This is a genomic window from Peptoniphilus sp. KCTC 25270 (assembly GCF_021012875.1).
In the GTDB taxonomy this organism is placed as follows: domain Bacteria; phylum Bacillota; class Clostridia; order Tissierellales; family Peptoniphilaceae; genus JAJMZJ01.
Genome location: NZ_JAJMZJ010000001.1, coordinates 477529 through 500464, shown reverse-complemented (window position 1 = coordinate 500464; position 22936 = coordinate 477529). Strand labels below are relative to the sequence as shown.

The 22936-nt window shown below is 35.0% G+C and carries 22 protein-coding genes; 2 read left to right on the top strand and 20 right to left on the bottom strand.

The genetic code is table 11. The features are described from left to right. Positions 1-9: 9 nt before the first annotated feature. The 15 genes from LQU94_RS02395 to LQU94_RS02325 all read right to left on the bottom strand — a co-directional run bounded on the left by LQU94_RS02395 (position 10) and on the right by LQU94_RS02325 (position 13210). Complete coding sequence (locus tag LQU94_RS02395) at positions 10-1023, bottom strand: NAD(P)H-dependent glycerol-3-phosphate dehydrogenase (RefSeq protein ID WP_230634900.1); 1014 nt, start codon at positions 1021-1023, stop codon at positions 10-12. Further along, complete coding sequence (plsY, locus tag LQU94_RS02390; protein ID WP_230634899.1) at positions 1011-1613, bottom strand: glycerol-3-phosphate 1-O-acyltransferase PlsY; 603 nt, start codon at positions 1611-1613, stop codon at positions 1011-1013. The genes LQU94_RS02395 and plsY overlap by 13 nt, the downstream gene beginning before the upstream one ends. Next, positions 1610-2917: a ribosome biogenesis GTPase Der gene (der, locus tag LQU94_RS02385; protein WP_230634898.1), complete on the bottom strand. Its 1308-nt coding sequence runs from the start codon at positions 2915-2917 to the stop codon at positions 1610-1612. The genes plsY and der overlap by 4 nt, the downstream gene beginning before the upstream one ends. Further along, entirely contained in the window at positions 2910-4256 is a 1347-nt protein-coding gene (locus LQU94_RS02380; RefSeq protein WP_230634897.1) for a DUF512 domain-containing protein, read from the bottom strand. Before LQU94_RS02380 ends, der begins: the two co-directional genes overlap by 8 nt. A 48-nt stretch (positions 4257-4304) precedes the next feature. Next, the gene (gene glyA / locus LQU94_RS02375) at positions 4305-5522 is read right to left on the bottom strand and encodes a serine hydroxymethyltransferase (RefSeq protein ID WP_230634896.1); all 1218 of its coding nucleotides are present in this window, start codon (positions 5520-5522) and stop codon (positions 4305-4307) included. A 21-nt stretch (positions 5523-5543) separates the two neighbouring features. Continuing rightward, complete coding sequence (locus LQU94_RS02370) at positions 5544-6122, bottom strand: DUF6648 family protein (RefSeq protein WP_230634895.1); 579 nt, start codon at positions 6120-6122, stop codon at positions 5544-5546. 90 nt (positions 6123-6212) lie between these two features. Then, positions 6213-6638 (bottom strand): hypothetical protein, encoded by a 426-nt coding sequence (locus LQU94_RS02365; protein WP_230634894.1) that lies wholly within the window; start codon positions 6636-6638, stop codon positions 6213-6215. A gap of 25 nt (positions 6639-6663) precedes the next feature. After that, a complete protein-coding gene (locus LQU94_RS02360; RefSeq protein ID WP_230634893.1) occupies positions 6664-7608 on the bottom strand; it encodes a TIGR01212 family radical SAM protein in 945 nt (314 codons plus the stop codon). After that, the gene (locus tag LQU94_RS02355; RefSeq protein ID WP_230634890.1) at positions 7609-7923 is read right to left on the bottom strand and encodes a DUF1292 domain-containing protein; all 315 of its coding nucleotides are present in this window, start codon (positions 7921-7923) and stop codon (positions 7609-7611) included. A 12-nt stretch (positions 7924-7935) separates the two neighbouring features. Then, on the bottom strand, positions 7936-9384 hold the full coding sequence (locus LQU94_RS02350) for an aminoacyl-histidine dipeptidase (protein ID WP_230634888.1): 1449 nt from the start codon (positions 9382-9384) through the stop codon (positions 7936-7938). A 52-nt stretch (positions 9385-9436) separates the two neighbouring features. Beyond that, positions 9437-9919: a peptide-methionine (S)-S-oxide reductase MsrA gene (gene msrA, locus LQU94_RS02345; protein ID WP_230634886.1), complete on the bottom strand. Its 483-nt coding sequence runs from the start codon at positions 9917-9919 to the stop codon at positions 9437-9439. Positions 9920-9927: 8 nt separating this feature from the next. After that, the gene (locus LQU94_RS02340; protein WP_230634884.1) at positions 9928-11283 is read right to left on the bottom strand and encodes a GTP pyrophosphokinase family protein; all 1356 of its coding nucleotides are present in this window, start codon (positions 11281-11283) and stop codon (positions 9928-9930) included. Between the two features lie 92 nt (positions 11284-11375). Then, positions 11376-12143 carry a peptidylprolyl isomerase gene (locus tag LQU94_RS02335; RefSeq protein ID WP_230634882.1) on the bottom strand — a complete coding sequence of 256 codons (768 nt, stop codon included), beginning with the start codon at positions 12141-12143 and terminating at the stop codon, positions 11376-11378. A 51-nt stretch (positions 12144-12194) separates the two neighbouring features. Next, a complete protein-coding gene (locus LQU94_RS02330) occupies positions 12195-12392 on the bottom strand; it encodes a cold-shock protein (RefSeq protein ID WP_230634880.1) in 198 nt (65 codons plus the stop codon). A 122-nt stretch (positions 12393-12514) separates the two neighbouring features. Next, positions 12515-13210, bottom strand: coding sequence for an acyl-ACP thioesterase domain-containing protein (locus tag LQU94_RS02325; RefSeq protein ID WP_230634878.1), 696 nt, complete (start codon positions 13208-13210; stop codon positions 12515-12517). Positions 13211-13467: 257 nt separating this feature from the next. Here LQU94_RS02325 and glmS point away from each other — a divergent pair, with 257 nt between their 5' ends. After that, positions 13468-15291 (top strand): glutamine--fructose-6-phosphate transaminase (isomerizing), encoded by a 1824-nt coding sequence (glmS, locus tag LQU94_RS02320; RefSeq protein ID WP_230634875.1) that lies wholly within the window; start codon positions 13468-13470, stop codon positions 15289-15291. A 27-nt stretch (positions 15292-15318) separates the two neighbouring features. Here glmS and LQU94_RS02315 read toward each other — a convergent pair whose 3' ends face one another. The 5 genes from LQU94_RS02315 to cobT form a co-directional block, all read right to left on the bottom strand. After that, the gene (locus tag LQU94_RS02315; protein ID WP_230634873.1) at positions 15319-16311 is read right to left on the bottom strand and encodes an S-layer homology domain-containing protein; all 993 of its coding nucleotides are present in this window, start codon (positions 16309-16311) and stop codon (positions 15319-15321) included. A 78-nt stretch (positions 16312-16389) separates the two neighbouring features. Further along, the gene (locus tag LQU94_RS02310) at positions 16390-16959 is read right to left on the bottom strand and encodes a histidine phosphatase family protein (protein ID WP_230634871.1); all 570 of its coding nucleotides are present in this window, start codon (positions 16957-16959) and stop codon (positions 16390-16392) included. After that, positions 16950-17678: an adenosylcobinamide-GDP ribazoletransferase gene (gene cobS / locus LQU94_RS02305; RefSeq protein ID WP_230634870.1), complete on the bottom strand. Its 729-nt coding sequence runs from the start codon at positions 17676-17678 to the stop codon at positions 16950-16952. The genes LQU94_RS02310 and cobS overlap by 10 nt, the downstream gene beginning before the upstream one ends. After that, positions 17675-18214: a bifunctional adenosylcobinamide kinase/adenosylcobinamide-phosphate guanylyltransferase gene (gene cobU, locus LQU94_RS02300; RefSeq protein WP_230634868.1), complete on the bottom strand. Its 540-nt coding sequence runs from the start codon at positions 18212-18214 to the stop codon at positions 17675-17677. The genes cobS and cobU overlap by 4 nt, the downstream gene beginning before the upstream one ends. A 9-nt stretch (positions 18215-18223) precedes the next feature. Next, positions 18224-19294, bottom strand: coding sequence for a nicotinate-nucleotide--dimethylbenzimidazole phosphoribosyltransferase (gene cobT, locus LQU94_RS02295; RefSeq protein WP_230634865.1), 1071 nt, complete (start codon positions 19292-19294; stop codon positions 18224-18226). Positions 19295-19458: 164 nt separating this feature from the next. On the opposite strand from cobT, the gene LQU94_RS02290 reads away from it, so the two are divergent. Then, a complete protein-coding gene (locus LQU94_RS02290; RefSeq protein ID WP_230634863.1) occupies positions 19459-22899 on the top strand; it encodes a pyruvate carboxylase in 3441 nt (1146 codons plus the stop codon). Positions 22900-22936: the final 37 nt, after the last annotated feature.

Here is a 22936-nt window from a genome sequence, read left to right as displayed (position 1 = left end):
TAGTACCTTCTAACTAATATCATTAATTCCTTCATTCTCATGTTTTGACCTTCTGGTCATAAGCTCCATTACCGCTATTTTAGGGTCTTCTCCTTTATACAGAACATCATACAGTTTTTCCGTAATAGGCATTTCAACTCCTACTTCTTGAGATAACTCATAAGCAGATTTTGTTGTTTTATACCCTTCAACTACCATATCGACAATTTTCATAGCTTCCTCTACACTTTTGCCTTGTCCAATCAAATATCCAAAATTTCGATTTCTACTATGCAAACTCGTACAAGTAACAATTAAATCTCCAATTCCTGTCAATCCCAAAAAAGTTTGGGGTTTTGCGCCCATTTGAATTCCTAATTTTGTAATTTCATGGATTCCTCTTGTCATTAAAGCAGCTTTTGTATTATCTCCAAACTGCAACCCATCTGTTAATCCTGCTGCTAAAGCAATAATATTTTTAAGAGCCGCTCCCATTTCTACTCCAACTAGATCGTCTTGATAATAGATTCGGAGAGTTTCTGTTGAAAATAGTTTTTCAATTTTGACAGCTTCAGAATGATTTTCTGAACAAGCCACTAAAGTGGTAGGTAAATTCTTTGCTACCTCTTCTGCGTGAGAAGGACCATTTAGCGCAACAAAAGGAAACTCTGGCAATATTTCATTGGCTATTTCTGATATGCGTAAATGGGTGTTTTGTTCTAAACCTTTTGCTAAATTTACCAAAGTACGTGGAGATACATTTAACTCTTTAATTTGTTCCAAAACAGAGCGAACCGCATTTGTAGGAACCGCAATAATTAATACGGTGGCTTCTCCTACGCTTTTGTTAAAATCATTAGAAAACTTCAAATGATTGGAAAAGGTAAAGTCCTTCAAGTATTGAGGATTTGTTTTGGTTTTTACTACCAAATCGTATTGCTGTTTCTCCATAATGTATAGGCAAGCGTCTTCTCCTTTTTCTGCTAAAGAATTTGCAATCGCGCTTCCCCAACTACCTCCGCCGATAATTGTTATTTTTTCCATTTTAGATCTCCTAGCTTATTTTCATTTCCTTGCATTAATCGTTCTATATTGCTTCGATGCCTCCAAATTCCCAAGAAAGTAAGAAGAAGTAAGAAGACTATTTCTATGCCTTTTGCGTTTCCAACTAGTATAAACATTGCACAGGTTGAAACTAAAAAGAATAAAGAGCCTAAACTTACATACTTTGAAAGGAGAGCAACAATTAGGCCAATAAGACCACCAATTGCTGTTAATAGGGGATGTAAAAAGAAAAGTCCTCCAAAAGTTGTGGCAATTCCTTTTCCTCCTTTGAAGTTCATATAAAAGGGAAAATTATGCCCAATAACACAAAACAATAGTAGCATTAGAATATAATTTTCAGGAACTCTATTTTGAAACAAATACAAAACAACAACTCCCTTTATTAAGTCAATAATAAAGGTAAGTATTCCTATTTTTTTTCCCATTGTTCGCATGGCATTTGTTGTTCCAGCGTTTCCACTTCCCATTGTGCGAACATCAACGCCCATTAGTAATTTACCCAATAAGAAGGATCCTGAAATACTACCAATCAAATAGGAAAGAAGAGAATAAATCAATATACGAATCATCGGTTTCTTAATTCCATGATAATGGGCACACCATCAAATCGATACGCTGCACGAATTTGATTTTCTAAATAACGTACATAAGTGAAGTGAAACAATTCTTTGTCATTTACAGAAAGGGCAATTTTAGGTGGCCTTGTAGAAACTTGAGAACCATAATAAAGTTTCCCGCGCTTTCCTTTGTCAGATGGGGGTTGATTCATTAAAACCGCTCGATTCAAGATGTCATTTAATACACCAGTTTGAATTCTCATGGAGTAATTGTTGTTTACTACGTGAATCATCTTCAAAAGTTTATCCACTCTTTGTCCTGTTAAAGCAGAAATAAAAATCATAGGGGCGTAAGACAAAAATGGCAATTCTCTACGAATGCTATTTTCAAAATTTTTCATTGTATGATTGTCTTTTTCAATTAAATCCCATTTGTTTACTGCAATAATCATCGCCTTATTGTTATCGTGCGCATATCCTGCTATTTTAGAATCTTGCTCACTAATTCCTTCTTCTGCATCAACAAGAAGCACACAAACATCTGCAATTTCTATGCTTCGTAAAGTTCGAACTACAGAATAGCGTTCAATGTTTTCGTTTATTTTTTTTCGTTTGCGAAGTCCTGCTGTATCAATTAAAACATATTCTGTATCTTCATATTCAAAAAAAGAATGGATGGAATCTCTGGTAGTACCTGGAATATTTGTTACAATAGATCGTTTTTCTCCTAAAATATGATTCACTAAAGAAGATTTTCCAGCATTCGGTTTTCCAATAAAAGCCACCTTAATTTCATCAGAATAAGTTTCTTCTTCCTCTGGACCAAACCCTTCAATACAGGCGTCTAACAAATCTCCAATTCCTCTTCCTTGTTCTGCACTGATTACAATTGGCTCTCCCAATCCCAAGGAATAGAAATCATAAAGATTTTCCGACGTTTGTTTGCTATCCATTTTATTTACAGTTAGAATCGTTGGTTTTTTCGAACGACGGAGAATTTCTGCAATTTCTTCATCAATACTAGAAATGCCATCTTTTCCATCGACAACAAATAAAATAACCGTTGCATTTTCAATGGCTACCTCTGCTTGAGAAACAATATGAGGCATAAAAGGTTCTTCACTATTGGGGTCTAATCCTCCAGTATCAATAACCGTAAATTCTCTTCCTAACCAATTTCCTTTTGCATAAATACGATCTCGAGTTACTCCTGGAGTATCTTCTGTTATTGAAATTTTGCTTCCAGTGATCGTATTAAAAAGAGTAGACTTCCCAACATTGGGTCTACCTAATATACATATTACGGGTCTATCCATTTAGGCCCACCTCCAATATCTTTCGAATGAAACTCGCCCCATTATTTTCTACTGTGTATATAGGACAAGATAGTTTTTCTTCTAAATCTTTAAGGGTCATATCGTCTAGAGTGATGAATTTATCTTGGCGAAACATTACCCTAGGTACAATTATACCATCGTAAGTTCCCCCTTTCAATTGCTCTAAGACGTCCTTCGCCGTTAGTAGACCGGCTACTTTGACCGTGTTTCCAAAAAAGGAGTTTGTAATAACTTTTAAGTCATAATTCAAGTTTGGATATTTTTTTTGCAAAAGATTTAGTAAATTTTTAAGGCAAGAAGAAGGATATTCAGAAGTGATTAGCGTCACACTTCCCTTTTCTTCTCCTCCCGGTACATTTTCTAACTCTTCTATAGCTTCATCATAAAAAGACCGCAGCAATCCGACGCCATTTTCATACTGAGGATATCCCTCATAAAATTCGGACTCTGGAATTTCTTCCTCAGCGATAAGAAAAAATTCATCCGAAGGATACACCCATCCAAACCCATGCATTTTTTTCATTTTTTGTGAAAATTGGCATACTACATCAATTACGTTCTTTGCCTCTTCTTTCGTAAAGATGTTAAGAGTAGGAAGATTTTCTCTGTATTTGGTGATTCCTACAGGAACAACTGCCACAGAGGATAAGTTAGGATATAAATTCGAAAGATCCTCCAAAGTTCTTTCTAACTCAGCTCCATCATTGATGCCAGGTATGGCAACGATTTGTGCATTTACTGTAATCCTATTCTTCGTTAAATAAGAGATTCTTTCCAATATTTCACCAGCAAATCGATTTTTTAACAATTTGACTCTTAACTCAGGATTTGTTGTGTGAACGGAAACATTAATGGGAGACAATTTATATTCAACAATTCGTTTTAAGTCTTCTTCTTTTACGTTGGTCAAAGTAATATAATTTCCTTGTAAAAAGCTTAGTCTAGAATCGTCATCTTTAATATACAAACTGTCCCTCATTCCAGGAGGCATTTGGTCAATAAAACAAAAAATACAATTATTGGTACATTGTTTTTGGTTGTCCAACAAAGGAGACAAAAAGTTAATTCCTAGATCTTCTTCTACATCTTTTTCAATTTCAATATCCCATAGCTCCCCATCCTTTTTTTGAATCGATAAAAGGATCTCCTCATTTGATATGGAATAGCGATAATCAATCACATCTAAGATTTGTTTCCCATTAATAGCTAAAACTTGATCTCCTGCTTCCAGTCCAATTTCTTCTGCTATGGATCCATTATCAATATCTGCAATGGTATTCATCTGATTATGAATAATATCTAGTTCGTAAGGTTTCATTCTTTGCCTCCAATGGAAAAGAGCTCGTGATTTTACGAGCCCTTTTCGTTATTTGTACAATGGATATTTCTCACATAGTTCACGAATGGATTCTTTGATTTCCTCTTCGGTTCTTCGTTTCAATAAGACATCTACAATGATGTTTGCAATAGAAGTAAAGTCTTCTTCAAGCAAACCTCTTGTTGTCATTGCAGGGCTACCAATCCGAATTCCACTTGTAACCATTGGCTTTTCTTTATCAAATGGAATGGTATTTTTATTGACTGCAATTCCAATTTCGTTCAAAAGCGTTTCGGCTTCGTTCCCTTTCATTTGAATAGAGGATAAATCCAATAACAATAAATGGTTGTCTGTTCCTCCAGAGACCATACGAATTCCTTCTTTTCGGAAAACTTCTTCCATTGCTTTTGCATTTTTCAATATTTGCTCTTGATAGTTCTTGAATTCTGGTTGAAGAGCTTCCTTAAAAGCAACGGCCTTTGCTGCGATAACATGCATCAATGGACCGCCTTGTAATCCTGGGAAAATGGCCTTGTCAATTTTCTGTGCCAATTCTGCTTTACAAAGAATGGCTCCTCCTCTAGGGCCACGTAATGTTTTGTGAGTTGTAGTTGTAACAACATCAGCATATGGCACAGGACTTTCATGGAATCCTGCAGCTACAAGACCCGCAATATGAGCCATATCAACCATAAAATAAGCTCCTACTTCTTTTGCCACTTCAGAGATTCTCTTGAAATCAATTTTTCTTGAATAGGCAGAAGCTCCTGCAACGATTAATTTTGGCTTACATTCTTTTGCGATTCTTTCTAATTCTTCGTAATCAATGGTTTCGGTTTCTTTGTTCACTCCATAAGACTCAAAATGAAAATATTTACCAGAAATATTTACAGGACTACCATGAGTTAGATGGCCTCCATGGCTTAAATCCATCCCTAAAATAGTATCTCCCGGATTCACAAGGGCTAAATAAACAGCCATATTTGCATTGGCGCCAGCGTGAGGTTGTACATTGGCATGTTCTGCACCAAATAATTCCTTCAAGCGTTCAATGGCAAGAACCTCAACTTTATCCACCACTTCACATCCGCCATAATATCTTTTGTCTGGATACCCTTCAGCGTACTTATTGGTTAAACAAGTCCCCATCGCAGCAAGAACATCTTCAGAAACAAAATTTTCTGAGGCAATCAATTCAATATGATTTTGTTGTCTTTTCTTTTCTTCATCGATAAGTTGAAAAATTTCTTGGTCTTCGTATTTCATCTACAACCTCCTTTAGCTCCATCAATATCTTTCATTAATATAATTCTCTATTAAAGAAGCCTTTCGTTCTTCACAAAATAAATTGTGCTTTTCAAGAACTTCTTTAATTTGACAAGATTTCGAATGAAATATCGTCTCCTTCTGGCTCTTCAAATGAATTTCATACAATTCTCCTTGCAAACTGCTGGATTTACAATGTATGTAATAAGCATCTATATCTTTGTAATCACAGAATTTTAGAATGGTATGAATGGTAACATCTTTTAGATGATAATACTTATTCGTCAAACCCAAATAGCGACAATATTCTCTTTTCTTCTTCTTTTCGTATTTGATTTCTTTGGCTAAAATGGAATAATATTTTGCCATCCCGTTGTAATATTGATAATTGAATATACCTTTTTCAATACGATCAATACGAATAAAAGGTTGCAAATTGCTCTGATGCAATTGATTTATATTTTCCAATATAAACTCTCTTTTGCTAAACTCTCCTGTTTCGTATCGTTGGATGAGCTCCGATCTTCTCTCTATAAAATTTTGGAACCAATCCTCGCGAATCGGTTCCAATGGCTTTACTTTGAATTCATCAGAAAGCATAGAAGAATACCGGTAATATTAAGAGTGCCGCAAGTACAGCCGCAATTACTCGTACCATAGTTCTATTGTCTTTCATTCCATCTCCTAAATCTAAGCTTCTAAAGTAGCTTCTTCAACGTATTCTTTCATTTCTTCTGGGCAATCTTCCAATACCAAATCAACATTAATATAGATTTGACGATTCTCTAAATCTAAAGCAGAAATTCTATCGTGCAAATCTTTCAAATCTTCAATTGTTAAGTCTAAAACTTTGTAGATACCATCTACATAAATTTTCTCTAAGTCATAATCCATAGCCATTAATCCACAAAGGAAACCGTAGAAAGCTTCTTTGTTTTCCAATTTGAATTCTGTCGCATTGATTAGACGCACATTGTAATCTAGACTAAAAATATGATCATCATCTACCTCTACAAAGGCGATATTTCCGTTGCCTTCACTTAAATCTTTATTCGCGTGGTCAATAAGCCATTTTGTTTTACCTGAACCTTTTGCACCTAAGATATATTTGATCATTTTTCTTTCCTTTCCGGGTATTCCCTTATAAATTTGCTTTGCTACCTTGAACTCTTCCACTAGATAACATAGTTTCTACGATACGGTCTCTTACATAGAACCAGGAGTGATCCCAATTGGAATTTTCTACTTCACTTTGAGGCGCTCTTCCTGTTAGCCTACCAATAACTACATCTTCATTAAGATGTTCTAAAAATAAAATGGTACGCTCTATGAAAGTTTCCATATCAAGAGGAAGAAAACTTCCACTTTCAAACATATTACCCAATTTTGTGTTCTTTATAATATACAAATTGTGAATTTTAACTTCATCAATTTTGTATTTATTAAATATTCTTGCTGCTTGAATTATGTCTTCTTCCCGATCCCAAGGTAAATCTAGAATCATGTGAACACAAATCCTTATGGGATATTGGGAAATTTTTTCAACGGCATCAAGAAATGATTGTAAGTTGTGCCCTCGATTGATTTTTTCAAGGGTGAAATCATTTACTGATTGTAGACCCAATTCAATGGTAATTTCATAATTGGAACTATAGGATTCTAAGACCTTCAAATAGGAATCTTCTATACAATCCGGCCTTGTGGATACACTAATCCCAACGATACCCTCTTCTCTACATTGTTCTAGATTTTTTTCAAATTCAGAAAGAGGAAGATATGTGTTGGTAAAATTCTGAAAATAGGCTACAAACTGGTTCGCATTGTAGCGCTTTTTCATCCTTTCTTTGGTAGTAAGAATTTGGCTTCGAACAGATCCAATTGATTCCCACTCAAAAGAGCCTCCTTCTTCTCCACAAAAGATACATCCACCATGTCCTTTTGTTCCATCACGATTGGGACAACTTCCTTTTAGATGAATTGGGATTTTATATACCTTCTCTCCAAACTTTTCTTTCACATAACTAGAATAGCTTCGATAAGGAGAAATCTTTCCTTCATAAAAATCCCGTAAGCTTGTCTTTTTCAATTAATCCAAATTTTCGTCGCTATAAATACGATCAAATTCTTCTGCTACTCTATTGAACACTTCTTCACTTTCAATGAAGTTTAATTCAATTTCTTCTTCGTCTAATTCTTTGAATTCATAAATAAGGATTTCTGCTTCTTCCTCTCCTTCAAAATCTGGAGTCATAGCAATGTATTCTTTTCCTTCAAAATCAAATACTCCAATGACTAAGCATTCCAATTCAGAATCATCTTCCAAAGTCAAAACAATAGTTTGTACTTCTTCATGTTCATGCTCGCCGCAACCACAGTTTTCGTTATGTTTTGTATCAGTCATATCAATCTCCTTTTATAGTTCTTTCAATAGTTCTTTCAAATAGTTAAATACTTTATCCGTAGAGGAAATAGAAACTTTTTCGCCAGGAGCATGTACTCCACTCATATCTGGGCCAATAGAAATCATATCCATTTCACCAATTACATCTTGTAATAAGCCACATTCCAATCCAGCATGAATGGTTTCTAATTTTAATTCCTCATTGGTCATATTATACCAAACTTTTTGCGCTACGTCTCTTAACTTTGATTCGCTAACGTATTCCCATGCAGGATATGCATCATCCGCTATGAACGTAGCTCCTGATCTTTCAGCAATTAGACGATTTCTATTAGCAATTTCTATTAACTTACTTTCTAGAGAACTTCTAACCTGTGAAGTAATTGACCATTTATCTGATTCAGATTCTACTACACCAATGTTATTTGAAGATTCCACTTGGCCAGGTATACTTAAATTCATAGAAACAACTCCATTAGGAGCTGTATTCAAATAATACAGTAAGTTATCTCTGGTTTCAGGAACAATCGCTTTTTCAGGTTTTTCCTTTAATACCTCTAGGCGCAAAGAAACTTCTTTGTCAGAAATTTCATATTCTTTTCTTAATGTAGCCACCCATTCTTCCAAAATAGATTCCAATGTGTTTGCATTTTTCGCATCAATAGCGATTGTAGCTACAGCATCTCGAGGAATGGCGTTGGATTTAGATCCACCATAAAAATCTATTAACTCATATTCTATTTCTGTTTTTAGATTTTCTAAAACTCTTGCCAAGGTAATATTTCCATTGGCACGTTGTAAGTGAATATCTTGTCCTGAATGACCTCCGGTTAATCCTTCAATGTGGATTTCTACCAATTGATCTTTGGTTGCGTCAACAAAATCTTTTTTCAAAGTGACCAAGTTTCTCTGTCCGCCAGCGCATCCAACACAACAAATTCCTTCATCTTCGCTGTCAATATTAATTAAGCGACGACCAGAAATATATTGTGGTTCCAAATGAATAGCGCCTGTCATTCCTCTTTCTTCATCTACAGTAATTAGAGCTTCTAAAGGACCATGAACGGTCTTTTCGTCTTCAAATAAGGTCATAATCATGGCAATGGCGATTCCATTATCCGCCCCTAAAGTTGTATTTTTTGCAATGATGAAATCATCTTCTATTTCCGCTTGAATCGCATCACAAGAAAAGTTCATTTCATGCCCTTTTTGTACTTCGCAAACCATATCCATATGGCCTTGTAAAACGACAGTTTCACGGTTTTCATAGCCAGGGCTGGCAGGTTTTTTTATGATAATATTCAAGGTTTTATCTTGATGAACTTCCAAATTTCTTTCTTCCGCCCATTGTTTCAAAAAGTCGCTAATCCCTTGTTCTTCCCCACTGCATCGAGGAATCTCTGTTAACGCATTAAAATTATGAAATATCCTACTGTGTTGATTCGTTAATCCATGAATCAATTTTTTCACCTTCCTTTTGAATCATCCTTCTCTCGCCTTCCAATTTTCAAAATTATTCTTTTTCTGGCAGACGAATATGACAATATCCATTGGGATTTTTTTGTAAGTATCTTTGGTGATACTCTTCACCTAAATAAAAGTTTTCCAATGGTTCTACTTCAATAACAATTTTTCTCTTTTCCAACTTTTGCTTTTCTTTCAAAAATTGCTCAAATTCTAACTTTTCTTCTTCATTTGTATAATATAAGCCCGTTCTATATTGTGTTCCAATATCCATTTTTTGTCGATTCAAACTGAATGGATCAATGATTCGATAAAAATGGTTCAAAATTTCTTTCAAAGAAATTATATTTTCATCATAAGATAGGGAAACACCTTCGGCAGCTTTTGTACGCCCAGAACAAACTTCTTCGTAGGTCGGATTTTCTTTTTTGCTATTCACATATCCTACGGATGTATCTAAAATGCCCTTTGTTCGTTGGAAATATTCTTCCACGCCCCAAAAACAACCTCCTGCAAGATAAATTGTTTTCAAATCATCACCTATCCTTCTAGTTGATAGTTCTTAAAAATATTACGGCCGATTCTGTCTCTATTATTGAGGAAATCGTCATAAGTGTTAATATTTCTAAATATCTGGCTAAATTTATAATTTTTTTTCCCAAATACAGAATCCAACACATGATCCATTTGAATCTTATGAGTTAAGTCATTGGCAATAACATCCAATAGATACAAAGTGATTTCTTCTTTTTCTGAGTCAGATAAATAATCTCTCGTAATGCTCTCATCGATTTGACCACGCAAAGATTCTTCCATAAAATGCAAAAATTCTTCAAAATCTAAACTCGGATTGCTTTGTTCAACCTGAAATATAATTTTGAAAAATAAGTTCCAACCAAAGTCAATATTGGTTGATTGGAAGATAGCTTCGCCAACTTTCTTTGTGAAACTTGTATGGAATACAGGTTCTTTATCAAATTCTATATACCCATTTATATCCATAGGCATATCGCCAATGGCATTAATTCGATTCAATAAACGAATAAAATTTTCTCCATAGGAAAAATCCATAATTTCTCGACATTTATAATAGAGGTATTCCACTATCATTTCCGAAGGAAATCCGAAGTCAATAACAAAGCCTAGTTCTTTATAAATTTTCCCCACATAAATGTCATGAATGATTTTAGACAACAAGGATTTTACTTGCTCTCTATTGCTTATTTCCGCGCTAGAATCCATTTTATTTACGTGATCGTATAATATCATCAATTGACGGTCGATCATGGATAAACTGTCTTTAATGGAATGCATAATATCTCGGAAAAAATCTTCAGAAATCATATAATTGTAGTTTTTATACAAAACCCTATGATCAATTTCTCCCCAGAATACATTAACCAAACTCTTTATTTGTAATTCAAAATTAAAATTTCTCGTTTTCGTTTTTAGATAACCATCAATTTTATAAATTTCAAATCCATTTTTTTGAAGTTGAGGTTGAGAATCTCCTAATTTCAAAAAAACTTGATTGTTCTCAGGCATATGAAAAAATCCATCATCTGCCATCTCCGAAAATTGATCTCGAAGGATTTCAAATAAATTTTGTTCATCTTCCACAAAACGACATTCGATTCGTAGACCAATTAAATCCTGTACATTCATAAAAACGCTTTCTGCACTGCTATTTCTCATATACAGGTTGTTTCTTATAATCTTTTCTCGAAAGGATTGAGGGGACTTTACTCGACTATTTATACTTAAAAAACTATCTTGTTTCCCAAAGTGTTTAATAAAAAATTGTTCCAGTAGTCCTGCTGAATTCATGATTTCTTCTCTTTGATTTTCAAGCAAAACTAAGGAATCGTCTATAAACTGAAAAAGCTCTAAATCCATAAAAAACCTCCTTTTATGGTTGCCTTCATTATACCATATAAGGAGTGGGATTCACTAGAAAAATACCATCTTAAAAAAGATGGCATTTTGTCTTAGAATACTTGAACTGGATATTTTTCCTTCAAGCGATTTACTTTTTCTAGATACGCTGCTTGTTGTTTTTGACGCATCAATTCCATTCGAATATTTTCGCGTACTTCATCAAAATTGGCTTCTTTTTCTTCCGTTTTTTCTATCACTTTAATAATGTGATATCCAAATTGTGTTTTTACTGGTTCAGAAATTTCTCCTTCTTCCATAGCAAATGCTTTTTGATCAAATTCTGGCACCATTTGTCCTGGATAGAAAACCCCTAAATCTCCTCCGTTGTCCTTAGATGGACAAGAAGAAAATTCTTTTGCTAAAGTTTCAAACTCTTCTCCCTTATTGATTTTTTCAATGATTTCTTTTGCTTTTTCTTCCTCGTCAACCAAAATATGAGCAGCATGAACTCCTGCTGGTTGTTTGTATTGTTCCTTTACTGACTCAAAGTATTCCATTACTTCTTTTTCGTCAATATTTACGCCTTCAATTGCTTTTGAAAAAGCATAAGACTTAATTAGAGAACTACGTGTATCTTCTAGAACTTTCAAAAATTCTTCTTCTTCATCCATTTTATTTTCAATGGCATCTTTGTACAATAACTCTTGACGAATCAATTCATCAATAATTTGTTTGATACCTTCTTCAGAATGAAATTGTTGAGCAAATTGAGGATCCATATTACGGATATAGTTCAAAACATCTGTCTCTGCAATTTTTGTATCCCCTACTTGAGCTACAATTTTTACTTCATTTTCCATAGTATTTTCTTTTGTCATAATTTCCTCCTATAAAAAAATCTCTTGCTAGCAAGAGATTTTTTTGTTTCATTAAAGAATTGTGATGTTCGCAGCTTGTTGTCCTTTTTCACCATCAACAACTTCAAAAGATACTTCTTGACCTTCTTCTAAAGTCTTGTATCCATCTACTTGAATTTGAGAGAAATGTGCAAATACATCATTTCCTTCTTCTGTTGTGATGAATCCAAATCCTTTTTCTGCATTAAACCATTTAACCTTACCGTTCATTTTTGTTACCTCCAAAATGTATTTCTTTAGAAAATAAAAAACCTTAGAGATAACCTGTGCTACAAGCTGCTCCTAAATTTTTTCCTTCATAAAGCTGAATTCATAATATCAAGAATATTAACTTACGTCAAGGCATCTTCATAATATAAACTTCCCTCTGCGTGGATAAGATCTCCTAAATTGCTAGTAATTTCAAAAGAAATTTCATTTTCTCTTCGGGAACAATAAAGGGATAAATCCGTTGGATGAAGGATTTCTTTCTTGTATTTAATTTCTAAATTTTGAAAATCTGCATCTTTTTCCTGTTCAATATGGCGAAATAAAAATCTTATATAAGATAAATTATTTACATGTTTATTTTCATCTAAATCCTTTTCTTCTGTACAAAAATCTTTTTTCTCTTTTCTCTTTATTGGAGGAGATTTTTGTTCTTTTAATTCTTCTGGCAATTTTCCCGTCTCTTCTGTCCAATATTCCTTTGGAAAACGCATTAAGCGTCGAGTGGATTTATTGGCTAGTACCCAATAGCTTAGAATGTCTCCAATCCATTTATTCTCAAAATAAATCTTAAATTTTCGGATACAATACAATTTACTTATTGCTAAAATTTCTGTTTCTACCAGGTACTTTTTCCCTTTTTTTATGGACTCGTTTATATTTGTCTTCCACCTATAAATCATCCATATGGATTCTTCCGGAAGTTCGATTTTCTCTAGTTGATCAAAATGTTCTTTTGAGACTTTTAAAAGTTCCTCCATTAAACTATACAAAGGAAAATCATCTTCGTTTATTAAAATTTCTTTTTTCATTTTTTCCATGACAAACTCTCCTCCTCCCTCTATATCTACCCTTCTTGTTTTAATTTAAGATATTATGGTATAATTAAAATATTATCTTGTGAGAGAAAAAAAAAGTAAGCGCCTGAACCCCTGTGGTTGACGAGGAATGAAGCGATCGATTTTTCGGCGGATGCTTCATAGGTATCACAGCCTTAGCAATTTACAAAACTTCAAGTAATTGGAGCACAAAAGAATTGCAGTGACTCTCACACTATTTTTAGGAGGTTATTGAAAATATGTGTGGAATTGTAGCTTATAATGGAAAGAGCAATGCTCAGGAGCGTATTATTCATGGTTTGGAAAAATTAGAATACCGTGGATACGATAGCGCAGGAATTGCAGTTGTTGATAATGGTGCATTAAAATATGTTAAATCAGCAGGAAGACTGCAAAACTTAAAGGATAAATTGGAACAAAATCCTGTAGATGGAAATTGTGGAATTGGACATACTCGTTGGGCCACTCATGGGGTACCCAATGAAATAAACTCTCATCCTCATTTGAACACAAAAGAGGATATTGCGTTGGTTCATAATGGTATTATCGAAAATTTCTCAACGCTAAAAGAAGAATTAATCGCTGATGGATATACATTTAAGACAGAAACAGATACAGAAGTTATTGCCAATTTATTGGATAAACACTACGACGGAAATTTGTCTAGTACCGTTGAAAAAGTAATTTCTCTTTTAAGAGGAACTTTCGCTCTTGCTATTATTTCATCCAGAGATCCTGGCACTCTTGTGGCCGCTCGTCGAGAAAATCCTTTGATTTTAGGGATTGCTGAAGACGGAGTTTTTGCTGCTTCAGATGTTCCAGCTTTGCTAAACTACACTAGAGATGTTATCTATATTGAAAATGATGAAGTAGCAACCATTCAAAACGATGGTTCTTATTCTATTCGTAAATTTGGAGAAGAAGTCGAAAAAGAAATACATCATATCGAATGGTCTATGGAAAGTGCTTCTAAAGATGGATTTGACCATTTTATGATTAAAGAAATCTATGAGCAACCAAAAGTCTTGAAAGATTGCTTGTTGCGAAAAGTTAAAAATGATTTCGTTGACTTGGGAGAAACAAGCTTTACAAAAGAAGAAATCTTAGGTTTTGATAAAATTTACATGTCTGCTTGTGGTACAGCTTTCCACGCTTCCGAAATTGGAAAACGAGCGATTGAAGATGCTATTGGTAAAGAAGTTACCGCGGAGATTGCTTCTGAATTTAAGTATAATATGCCTTTCTTAACCGAAAATTCTTTGTTAATTATTGTCAGTCAATCAGGTGAAACTTTAGATACATTAACCGTTCTACGAGAAGCGAAAGACCGTGGAGCAAAAGTTTTGGCTATCACCAATGTAGTTGGTTCTAGTATTGACCGCGAATCCGATAAAGTCATTTATTGTGACGCAGGTCCTGAAATTTCTGTGGCCTCTACTAAGGCTTATTCAACGCAACTTTTAAGCCTATATCTTTTGGCTTTGGACTTTGGATATAAATTGGGAACTTACGATAAAGAATTTGTAACTGATATTGTAAAAGAATTTGAAAGTTTACCAGAAAAAGTAGAAAAAATGTTTGATTCTCGCGATTCTATTCGCGAAATCGCCAAAACTATTGCAAATAAAAAATCTATGTTCTTCCTTGGACGTGGATTGGACTATTTAAGCGCAAAAGAAGGCGCTCTAAAATTGAAGGAAATTTCTTATATTAATGCTGTGGCTATGCCAAGTGGAGAGCTAAAACATGGTAGTATTGCTCTTATTGAAGAGGGCGTTCCTGTGGTAACTTTATTGTCTCAGATGGAACTCTTTGAAAAATCCATTTCTAATATTAAGGAAATTAAAGCTCGTGGCGCTTATACAATTGCCATCGCATCAGAAGAGAACTCTGCTTTGCGATCTGTGGCTGATGAAGTTATTTTGATACCAAAGACTCACGATATGTATATGCCATTGTTAGCAGTTCTTCCTCAACAAATTTTGGCTTACGAAACAAGCGTCATTTTAGGAAATGATGTAGATAAACCAAGAAACTTAGCAAAATCTGTTACAGTGGAATAAAAAAAACAGCCCTTCGGGCTGTTTTTTTTATTTTTGAAATAATTCATAAACTCTTTGTCCTAACACAACTCCTTGTTCTCGAGTTGTGTTATTTAATGGGTCAAAATTATGTTTTTCATCTCCTTCAACCAATCCAAAACCTTGCAATTGATAAATAGGAGAAATGGCCCATTCACTAATTTTATTGTGATCGTTAAAAAGATTAGCCAAATCTGGTTCATTCATAGATTTTCCCATTACTTTCAACAATCGAGTTAAAATCGTAGCAATTTCTTGACGAGTTACATTTGCATCAGGATCAAAGAATCTTCCTCCAACCCCTTGTACAATACCAAGTTTGGTTGCCTTTAATACAGATGCATCTTCTGTGTCTCTGTATGGGCTGATTCCTGGTGCCAAATGAATATTCATGGTTTTTTCGTACACGCGAACGGCGACTTCGGTAAATTCTTTTCGAGTCATATTCGCCTTCATATCATTTCGAATCCCATTGGAGATAAACCCATTACGGCTTGCGTTTTGAAGTTCTTCTTCACTCCATTGGCTTGCATTGTTATAAACGGGACGGTTTCCAATGGATATTGGAAAAGAAAAATTACTCTTACTACCGTCAGCTAAAATATAACGAATGCGAAAACTATAGCTATTAGAAAAAATATCAAATTTTCCAATCTCAGGAATCATTCCATCTTGAATTTCCACAGACTCTTGATCTACGGTTTCAGGAGATATAGTTCCTGATACTGTCGTTTTATTTTCAGCACTATGCCAAGGATCGCTATTTACTCGAAAATCAATTTCAAATTGCACAGCTTCGCCATTTAACACTTTTTCTTTTACTACATCTGGATTGCTCCATGATAGATTTGCACTGTCATAACTTCCCGAATCTCCACGATTTAATTGTACAGATGGATAAATCGGGCTGGATATATTTTGTGCATAACTTACATTTCCTAAATTCAATATCGCAACAAAAAAGGCTGCTACAAAGAATAGATTTCTAAAAATTTTGTTCATTGCATCTCCTCCGACTGTTAATATATCAGAATGATAGATAAATGAACAGATATTCTTCATTTTGTAACCAAATTGTCATTAATTATTGATCCCATCAATGCTGAAATACCCTTCTTCTTTATGAATAATGGTAATAGAGCCATTTTTAATTCGAAATCTAAAAAATGCATTTGGGTCCTCTAAAACAACACAAAGACAAAGTTTAATAAAGCCTTCGTGACTAACAAATAAGACATTTTCATCAGAAAAAGAATGGAGGACTTTTCTTGCTCTTTCCATTCCCTCTAAGATGCTTTCTCCTTTCGGAGGAGCAAAGTGAAGGGGGTCTTCCATCCATTTTTCTAATTTTTCTGGATGTTTAGAATAATATTCTTCGAAACTATGTCCTTCTAAATCTCCTAAGGACAATTCTTTTAATAAATCATTGGAAATAATTTTTTTTCCCTTGGATTCGTTGATTATATTGGCCGTTTCCATAGCACGAATATAAGGACTTGTCTCAATGTGGGAAAATTCATATTTTTTTATACGCTTTGCTGTTTCAGACAAGGTAGATTTTCCTTCTTCATTTAATGGTTCCAAAGGCGTACTATAAATTTTCTTTTTATTGGCGTCGGTTTCTCCATGACGAATAAAAATTAAATCCATAATTGAATCCCCCAAAAAGCAAACAGCACCACAGCTTCGTTGATTTCCATAACGGCACCAAATATATCTCCTGTCACTCCCCCTATTTTTTTATTGGACCAGACTCCCAATAAAAAGGAGCAGGCCAAAGACAGAATCAATAAAAAAAGCATTTTTGGTTCATAAAAAACTCCTAAAATCCCCCACAGAAAAATGGAAAAGAGAAAGGGAGGTTTCCCATTTTCTTGAAACATAATTCCTAAGCCATCTTTTTTCGCTGGAGAAAAAAATCCAATTAAAAAGAGGACTCCTATTCGAGCATAGATAAGTGTCAGTGCCATCTCTATACATCCAATGGATGTTGCACTTAAAAAGGTATATTTTATTAAAAAAATAAAGATTAAGCTCATAACGCCAAACGTTCCAACACGAGAGTCTTTCATAATTTCTAGCGTTCTTTCTTTATCTCGATTGGATAAAAACCCATCAAACATATCTGCTAATCCATCCAAATGCAATCCTCCATTTAATAAATACCACACCAACAAGGATATGGCAGAAGAAACCATTGGATTGTATGGAAATAAAATTTGGTAAACGATTCCTACGATGAATCCAATCATTCCGCTAACAATTGGAAAGAAAAACAAACTTTTTGCCAAAGTTTGATTGTTGAAGGGAACCGCAATTGGAATGGGAAAACGCGTAAGAAATTGCAAAGCTAAAATTAGTTCCTTCATTTTATCTTCACCGGTATCCCACAAACAACCAAATAAACCAAATCCGCAAGACGTGCCACTCTTTGGTTTACTCTGCCTTGAATGTCTCGAAAAGCTCTTGTAACGGCGTACATAGGTACAGGTGCATCTCCAATTTCATTGGTTACAATTACCAAATTTTTTTCTTTTTCATTCGCTTTTTTTATTAGGGCTTCCACTTCCCCAAAAATAGAATCTTCTACCTCTTTCATAATTTCAGGAGGAAAAGTTTCTCTATCTTCCGTTATATCAAACATATGATTGGAAGATAATACCGTTAAACAATCCAACAAATAGCCAGAATAATTTTCTTGGATTTCTTCAGAAAGATTTCTATCTCCTTCAAAAAGACCCCAAGTAGAAGGGCGTCGTTCTTGATGTTTTGCTACACGGTCTTCCATTTCCTTGTCTTCTACCCTTGCTGTAGCCATATACAATACGGAACTTTCATCCTTTAATAAAGATTCTGCAAAGGAGCTTTTTCCACTTCTCGCTCCCCCCGTTACTAATGTTATCACTCAAACACCTTACTTTCTTAAATTTACTTGTACATATGGATCAATGTTTGTCTTCGCAATTTGTCCCATATTCTCCATACAGTGAATTCCGCTTTCTAAAATCATGAAAGTAAATGGACAGCCACTTCCTTCTCCTAGACGCATATCCAAAGAAACCAAAGGTCGGATTTTCATATATTCAAATACTTTGGGAGCCGCCAATTCTTTACTCAAATGAGAAGCGTAAATAAAATCTTTTACCAACGGATTTAATTCCACTGCAACCATTGCTGCAACTGAAGAAATAATTCCATCCATTACTACAGGCACGCGATTTTTAGCTCCTGCCAAGAAAACACCTACTAATCCTGCTATATCAAGACCGCCTACTTTCGCCAAAATAGAAATTACATCATCCTCTTCTTTTATGCGATTGGCGACCCCTTCCTTTACTACTTTTACCTTTTTTTGATATTGAACGTCGTTGATTCCCGCCCCATATCCTACACACTCTTCCGCAGGAAATTTGGTTATGGCATGAAGAACAGCTGCAGATGTAGTAGTATTTGCAATCCCTAACTCTCCCGTTCCGAATATTTTCACACCTTCTGCTATTTTCTTCTCTGCCACTGCAATACCATTTAAGATTCCTTGAATGGCATCTTCTCGACTCATAGCATCTTGAACGTAGAAATTTTCTGTAGATTGTCGTACATTGTAATCCAAAACTCTTTTATCAAAAGGCCCCGTATGCAACATACCAATATCTACAACTACCACTTCTGCGTTGGTGTAGCCAGCCAATGAACACACCCCAGTATCTCCTTGCACCATAGCATTGGCTAACATTTGCGTAAATTCTTGTGGACTTGAACTAATATCTTCGTGGAAAATTCCATTGTCAGCACACATTACAATAACCGCTTTTTTTTCAATATTTGGAATTTTTTTCTTTTGAATCCCAGCCAAACGAATGGTTAGTGTTTCTAATTCTCCCAGAGAGCCAATTGGATGAGTTAAGTGATCCCAATGATCTAAAGCTTCTTCCATGGATTGTTTATCTAAACCTTCAATAGATTGAATATATTTTTCTAAATTCATTATATTATCCTCCGAACAATCTTATTTCGGTTCTATTTTATCATAACTTTTCTTGAATGATAGAAATTCTATTATTTTCTTTACAAATAGATTAAGAGAAAATATCTATATATTTAATTCTATTTGGTATATAATAAAAGGATATAAAAAATAAGGAGGATGTTATGAAATTACGTAAATTCAAACGTGTTTTGGTAGCCAACCGAGGCGAAATTGCCATTCGCGTATTTCGTGCTTGTCGTGAGTTAGGAATTCGGTCTGTTGCTATTTATTCTCAGGAAGATTCCTTGTCTCTATTTCGTACCAAAGCCGATGAATCCTATCTAATTGGAAAAGACAAATCACCTGTTGATGCTTACTTAGACATAGATGAAATTATTCAACTTGCCTTAAACAAGGGGGTTGATGCCATTCATCCTGGTTACGGATTTTTGTCTGAAAATCCTGATTTCGCTCAAAAATGTGAAGAGGCTGGCATTACATTTATTGGCCCCTCTCCAGATACTATGCGCAAATTGGGAGACAAAATTTCTTCTAAAATCGTAGCGAAAGCAGCTGGTGTTGCAACAATTCCAGGAGTAGAAGAGCCCATTGAAACAGACAGTGAAGCCATTGCCTTTGCAAAAGAAGCAGGATATCCTGTTATGATTAAAGCCGCTGCTGGCGGTGGTGGCCGTGGTATGCGTGTAGTAAACAATGAAGATGAATTATTGAATAATTTCCATAGTGCAAAAAATGAGGCAAAGAAAGCTTTTGGAAATGATTCTATGTTCATTGAAAAGTACTTAAGAAGCCCTAAACACATTGAAGTACAAGTTTTGGGAGATTTACATGGAAACTTGGTACATCTTTACGAAAGGGACTGTTCTATTCAACGTAGACATCAAAAAGTAATCGAATATACCCCTGCCTTCTCTCTTCCTGTAGAAGTGAGAGAAAAGATTTGTGCAGATGCATTAAAAATTACAAAGAGCCTAAATTATAAATCCGCTGGTACTGTAGAATTTTTGGTTGATAGTGATCTAAACCACTACTTTATAGAGGTAAATCCTAGAATTCAAGTTGAGCATACGGTTTCTGAAATGGTTACAGGGATTGATATTATTCAAGCTCAAATTCTTATTGCTCAAGGGTATCCATTAAGCCATGAAGATATTGGCATCTCTTCACAAGAAGATGTTCAATCTCAAGGTTTTTCTATTCAGTGCCGTGTTACAACAGAAGATCCTCTAAATAATTTCGCTCCTGATACTGGTCACATTACTTTGTACCGGTCTAGTTCTGGATTCGGAGTTCGTTTGGATGGTGGAAATGGATTCCAAGGCGCTTCTATCTCCCCTTATTACGATTCTCTCTTGGTAAAAGTAATTACCCATGGTCGTACTTGGAAAGATACTGTAAACAAATCCATTCGTTCCCTTCGCGAATTGCGTATTGGTGGCGTTAAAACAAATATTGGTTTCCTATTAAACGTATTGAACTCTGAGGAATTCCGAAACGGTTCTTGTGATACTGGATTTATTGAAAGTCATCCTGAACTTTTCAATATTAAAGCGAAAACCGACGAAGAGTTACGTGTAATGGACTACATTGGAAATATTGTAGTCAACGATCAAAACACCTTAGAAAAGACATTTGACGTTCCAATTGTTCCGGCCGCAGATGTACGAGATTTTAAGGGAACGAAGCAAATTTTCGATGCTTTTGGCCCAGAAAAACTTTCCCAATGGATTTTGGATCAAAAACGTCTATTGCTTACGGATACCACTATGCGTGATGCCCATCAATCTCTAATGGCAACAAAAGTTCGTACTCGCGATTTGTATAAAATTGCTAGTGCTACAAACTATAATATGAGCGAACTTTTCAGTGTGGAAATGTGGGGCGGTGCAACATTTGATGTTGCCTATCGATTCTTACACGAAGACCCTTGGCAACGTCTAGAAATGTTGCGAGAACAAATGCCAAATCTTTTGATGCAAATGTTGATTCGTGGCAACAACACTGTTGGATACAAAAATTATCCTGATAATGTTGTAAAGAAATTTATTAAAGAATCTTCTAAATCTGGCGTTGATATTTTCCGAATCTTCGATTCCTTAAACTGGATTGAGGGAATGCGTCTTGCCATTGATGAGGTTATCCAAAATGGAAAAATTGCCGAAGCAACTATGTGCTATACAGGAGATATTTTGGATACAAACCGCGATAAATACTCACTAGAATATTATGTAAATCTTGCCAAAGAATTAGAAAAAACAGGAGCTCATATCTTGGGAATCAAAGATATGACAGGGCTATTGAAACCTTATGCTGCTGACAAACTCGTTCGTGCTCTAAAAAATGAGGTCTCTCTCCCCATTCATTTGCATACCCACGATACAACAGGAAACGGAGTCGCTACCCTTTTGATGGCAGCAGAAGCTGGTGTTGACATTGTAGATACTGCCGTGAATTCTATGAGTGGTTTAACTTCTCAGCCCGCTCTAAATTCGATTGTGGCGGCTCTTGAAAACACCGAACGCTCTACGGGCATTAATATCGACAAAGCAGATGAAATTTCTAATTATTGGTCTGCGGTTCGCCCTGTTTATGCCAATTTCGAATCTGACCTTAAGAGTGGAACTACCGAAATTTACAAATATGAAATTCCTGGTGGACAATATTCCAACTTAAAACCTCAAGTTGAAAGTTTTGGATTGGGTCATAAATTCAAAGAAGTAAAAGAAATGTATAAATCCGTTAATGAGATGGTGGGAGATATTATTAAAGTAACCCCTTCTTCAAAAATGGTCGGAGATATGTCTATCTTTATGGTGCAAAATGGACTAACTCCTGAAAATATTTATGAAAAAGGAAAAACTTTAGATTATCCTGATTCTGTTGTAACTTATTTCAAAGGAATGATGGGACAACCTTATGGTGGATTCCCTAAAGAGTTACAAAATCTTGTGTTAAAGGGAGATGAGCCTATTACGGTTCGCCCAGGTATCTTGTTAGAAGACGAAGATTTCGAAGGACACAAAGATCTTTTAGAAAAAATATTGGATCGTGAACCAAATGATCAAGAGCTTGTAAGTTATGCTCTTTATCCTAAAGTATTCGAAGAATACGCCAAAAACATTAAGAAATATAAGAATTTGTGGCGTATGGGTTCAGATGTTTTCTTCCACGGCTTAATGGAAGGGGAAACAACGGAAATTGAAATTGATGAAGGAAAGACTATGATTGTCACTCTCGTTGAAGTAGGAAAACTTCAAGACAATGGAGAGCGTAATCTTATTTTCGAAATCAATGGATCCCGAAGAACCATTGCCATTGAAGATAAAACCAAACCTTTGGGTACTGCCAATAAAATTCAATCTGTTGAAATGGCAGATCCTGAAAATCCTCTAGAAGTAGGAAGCTCTATTCCTGGTACTATTATTAAAACACTCGTTTCTGAAGGGGATAAAATAAAAAAATCTCAACCTCTATTGGTTGTAGAAGCTATGAAAATGGAAACAAACATCCTCTCCTCTGCCAACGGAACGGTTGATCGAATTTATGTAAAAGAGGGAGATAGTGTTGAAAGTGGACAGTTGGTTGTATTGCTAAAAGAATAGTCAAAATAAAAAAGGTGTGTTATTTAACACACCTTTT

Coding starts and splice junctions, on each gene's coding strand:
- LQU94_RS02315 (WP_230634873.1), bottom strand. CDS start 16,311: ATGAACAAAATTTTTAGAAATCTATTCTTTGTAGCAGCCTTTTTTGTT.
- glmS (WP_230634875.1), top strand. CDS start 13,468: ATGTGTGGAATTGTAGCTTATAATGGAAAGAGCAATGCTCAGGAGCGT.
- LQU94_RS02355 (WP_230634890.1), bottom strand. CDS start 7,923: ATGACTGATACAAAACATAACGAAAACTGTGGTTGCGGCGAGCATGAA.
- LQU94_RS02325 (WP_230634878.1), bottom strand. CDS start 13,210: ATGGAAAAAATGAAAAAAGAAATTTTAATAAACGAAGATGATTTTCCT.
- der (WP_230634898.1), bottom strand. CDS start 2,917: ATGGATAGACCCGTAATATGTATATTAGGTAGACCCAATGTTGGGAAG.
- LQU94_RS02310 (WP_230634871.1), bottom strand. CDS start 16,959: ATGGATTTAATTTTTATTCGTCATGGAGAAACCGACGCCAATAAAAAG.
- LQU94_RS02365 (WP_230634894.1), bottom strand. CDS start 6,638: ATGATCAAATATATCTTAGGTGCAAAAGGTTCAGGTAAAACAAAATGG.
- LQU94_RS02330 (WP_230634880.1), bottom strand. CDS start 12,392: ATGAACGGTAAGGTTAAATGGTTTAATGCAGAAAAAGGATTTGGATTC.
- LQU94_RS02380 (WP_230634897.1), bottom strand. CDS start 4,256: ATGAAACCTTACGAACTAGATATTATTCATAATCAGATGAATACCATT.
- LQU94_RS02340 (WP_230634884.1), bottom strand. CDS start 11,283: ATGGATTTAGAGCTTTTTCAGTTTATAGACGATTCCTTAGTTTTGCTT.
- LQU94_RS02395 (WP_230634900.1), bottom strand. CDS start 1,023: ATGGAAAAAATAACAATTATCGGCGGAGGTAGTTGGGGAAGCGCGATT.
- plsY (WP_230634899.1), bottom strand. CDS start 1,613: ATGATTCGTATATTGATTTATTCTCTTCTTTCCTATTTGATTGGTAGT.
- cobS (WP_230634870.1), bottom strand. CDS start 17,678: ATGAAGGAACTAATTTTAGCTTTGCAATTTCTTACGCGTTTTCCCATT.
- glyA (WP_230634896.1), bottom strand. CDS start 5,522: ATGAAATACGAAGACCAAGAAATTTTTCAACTTATCGATGAAGAAAAG.
- LQU94_RS02335 (WP_230634882.1), bottom strand. CDS start 12,143: ATGACAAAAGAAAATACTATGGAAAATGAAGTAAAAATTGTAGCTCAA.
- cobT (WP_230634865.1), bottom strand. CDS start 19,294: ATGAATTTAGAAAAATATATTCAATCTATTGAAGGTTTAGATAAACAA.
- LQU94_RS02370 (WP_230634895.1), bottom strand. CDS start 6,122: ATGCTTTCTGATGAATTCAAAGTAAAGCCATTGGAACCGATTCGCGAG.
- LQU94_RS02290 (WP_230634863.1), top strand. CDS start 19,459: ATGAAATTACGTAAATTCAAACGTGTTTTGGTAGCCAACCGAGGCGAA.